The organism is Protofrankia sp. CiP3, assembly GCF_917627345.1.
Taxonomy (GTDB): Bacteria; Actinomycetota; Actinomycetes; order Frankiales; family Frankiaceae; genus Protofrankia.
Genome location: NZ_CAKJTM010000075.1, coordinates 23,721 through 26,276, shown reverse-complemented (window position 1 = coordinate 26,276; position 2,556 = coordinate 23,721). Strand labels below are relative to the sequence as shown.

Sequence of the window (2,556 nt, the reverse complement as noted above, 5' to 3'; positions counted from 1 at the left end):
AACCCTCGGGAATTGCGCCAGGCGGGCGAGAAACCGCAGGTGGGCAGGTCAGCCGGCGTGCGGAATGGTGCGGGACGACCGGCCAGGGATGCCGCCTGACCAGGGTGCTCTCTCGCGATCTTCTTTCTGATGCATGATTCACCCATCAGACGGTCCCGGTAGCTGGTGGGCACTTTTCAAAGCGCATCGAGGAAAGGGATGGGGCATCCTGGGCGGAATCGGGCGCCTCGGGAGGGCATTCGGACAGTTCCAATATCCGACGTCACCATTACTCGGGAATTGCATCAGACGGGCGAGAATCCGCAGGTCGCCTGCTGACGGCGGGTACGGAATGCCGTAGCACTGCCAGCTCCGGAGGCCGTCTGACCTGCACCCGGTGCATGGCGCGCCCGTTAGATGCGAGATCCTGCCGCCTGACGGTTGTGATCGGCAGGGCGGGAGGGCTGGGTGGGACGGGGGGAGCTGGCGGGTGCGGCGCACCTTCAGCTGGTGTCGGGCGTGGTGCAGCTGCGGCCGGAGGACGCCATGGTCGAGGCGATGCTGCGGGGCTGGCGGTCGCAGCAGACCGCTCGTGGGCTGCAGGAGGACACGATCGTGCCGCGGGAGCGGCTGGTTCGCCGGTTCCTCGCGTTCTGCAACGAGTACCCGTGGAACTGGGGGCCGGCGCATGTCGAGGAGTGGACGCTGTCGCTGACTGCGGAGAAGCATCTGGCCCCGTCCACGATCCGTGGCTACCAGACGGACCTGCGCCTGTTCAGCGAGTACCTGACCGACGCGCGGTACGGCTGGGTGAAGGCCTGTGACGACGCGTTCGGCACCTACCCGGTCGCGGTCGTGCACGAGTGGAACAGCATCGCGCACCTCAACGACTACGAGGGAAGCCCGGAGGCCAGGCCATTCACCCGCGAGGAGTTGCAGCGGTTCCTCGACTACGCCGACGACCAGGTCGAGCGGGCGGTCGCGGCGAAGCGCAAGGGGGCGTTGGCAGCATACCGGGACGCGACCCTGTTCAAGGTGATCTACGCGTGGGGGTTGCGTCGCACGGAGACGGCGAAGCTGGACGTGGCGGATTGGGGGCGTAACCCGGCGGCGCCGGAGTTCGGCCGGTATGGGATGCTGCACGTCCGGTACGGCAAGGCGGTGCGGGGGCAGCCACCGCGGCGGCGCAACGTGCCGTCGGTGATGGGCTGGGCGGTGGAGGCGGTCGCCGACTACGTGGAGAGCATCCGTCCACGGTTCGGCTGCGTGGATCATCCGGCGTTGTGGGTGACGGAACGGTCCGGCCGGGTGAAACCAGCGGAGATCAACGCCAGGTTCGTCGCCTACCGGGACGCGTTGGGGCTGCCGAAAGCACTGACGCCACACAGCCTGCGGCATTCGTGGGTGACACACCTGACCGAGGACGGGGTCGACCGCCGGTTCATCCAGGAGGCGGTCGGGCACCGCTGTGACACCTCGACCGCGATCTACACCCACGTCTCGGGGGACTTCATGAACACCGCGCTGCGCAAGGCCCTGACCCCTGCGTTCGGGCCGCCGGGGCAGCAGCGGAAGGAGTCGTGAATGGCACGCCGTCTGGACTACCGATGGAACCTGCGGCAGGTGATGGCCGCCCGCGGCATGTTCCAGACCACGGACCTGTCCGCTCCGCTGGCCGAACGCGGGATCGACCTGTCGGCCAGCCAGGTCTACCGGCTGGTGGTGGAACGACCCGAGCGGTTGAGCCTGAAGGTGCTGATGGCGTTGCTGGACATCCTCGACTGCACGATGGAGGACCTGATCGAACCGGTCGCCGTCGCCACACCGGCCCGCAAGACCCGCGCCGCCGGCGGCGCCGAAACGGGCGTCGGCGCGCTGCGCCCCAAACGGGCCCGCATTACTCAAGCTGACAGCTGAGCGATGGTCGACGCCCTGGCGCCTGAGGTGCTCGCGGACCCGATCAACGTCGTCGTCGACCTCGTCGCGATGGCCGAGTCCGCCCTGGACCGGCCGGCCATCGAAGCCGCGGCGATCACCGTTGCGGGAGGACGAGTCAAACGGCGCCGTCTGGCCCAGGCCCTGCTGGACCGGCCGGCGGTGCTGGCCGACGGACGGTCCCCGGCCCCACGCGTCGTCGCGGACCTGCTCATCGCCCTGCGCAACGCGGGCGCGGTGAGCATCTCGCCGCCGGTCTGCGCCGAGTGCGGCAAACAGCTGCGCACCCTGCAGCGCCGCGGCCAGGACTGGTACTGCGCGGTCTGCGGCCCCCGCCCGAAGCCGTGCGCCTCCTGCGGCCAGGAACGCAACGTCGCCACCCTCGATCGCCACGGGCAGCCCCGCTGCGCCCACTGCCCCGACGAAGACGACCGGGATCCTGTCACGGTTCTCGCGGAGGTCATCGTCGCGGTGGATCCGTCGCTGGCGCCCGACACGATTGCCGCGGCGGCCCGACGGATGTTTGCCAGACCCACGAAACTGCGGAACCTTGCCTGGATTCTCGAGGAAACACCCGGCCTGCTGACCGGCGACGGGGCCCGCGCCCCGATCCCCGGCGTGCTGCGGCTGATCGATGAGCTC

2 protein-coding genes and 1 pseudogene are annotated in these 2,556 nt (G+C 69.3%); all 3 read left to right on the top strand.

What is annotated here, in order from left to right:
- Window positions 1–525 precede the first annotated feature (525 nt).
- A complete protein-coding gene (locus tag MJ797_RS20050; RefSeq protein ID WP_374582647.1) occupies window positions 526–1,563 on the top strand; it encodes a tyrosine-type recombinase/integrase in 1,038 nt (345 codons plus the stop codon).
- Complete coding sequence (locus tag MJ797_RS20045; protein ID WP_239338090.1) at window positions 1,564–1,896, top strand: helix-turn-helix transcriptional regulator; 333 nt, start codon at window positions 1,564–1,566, stop codon at window positions 1,894–1,896. It begins immediately after the preceding gene.
- A 3-nt stretch (window positions 1,897–1,899) separates the two neighbouring features.
- Window positions 1,900–2,556, top strand: a pseudogene (locus MJ797_RS20040) (hypothetical protein); the annotation flags it as partial.

What these genes read in the sequence shown, in the direction of transcription:
- MJ797_RS20050 (WP_374582647.1), top strand. Translation starts at nt 526, where the DNA reads ATGGTCGAGGCGATGCTGCGGGGCTGGCGGTCGCAGCAGACCGCTCGT.
- MJ797_RS20045 (WP_239338090.1), top strand. Translation starts at nt 1,564, where the DNA reads ATGGCACGCCGTCTGGACTACCGATGGAACCTGCGGCAGGTGATGGCC.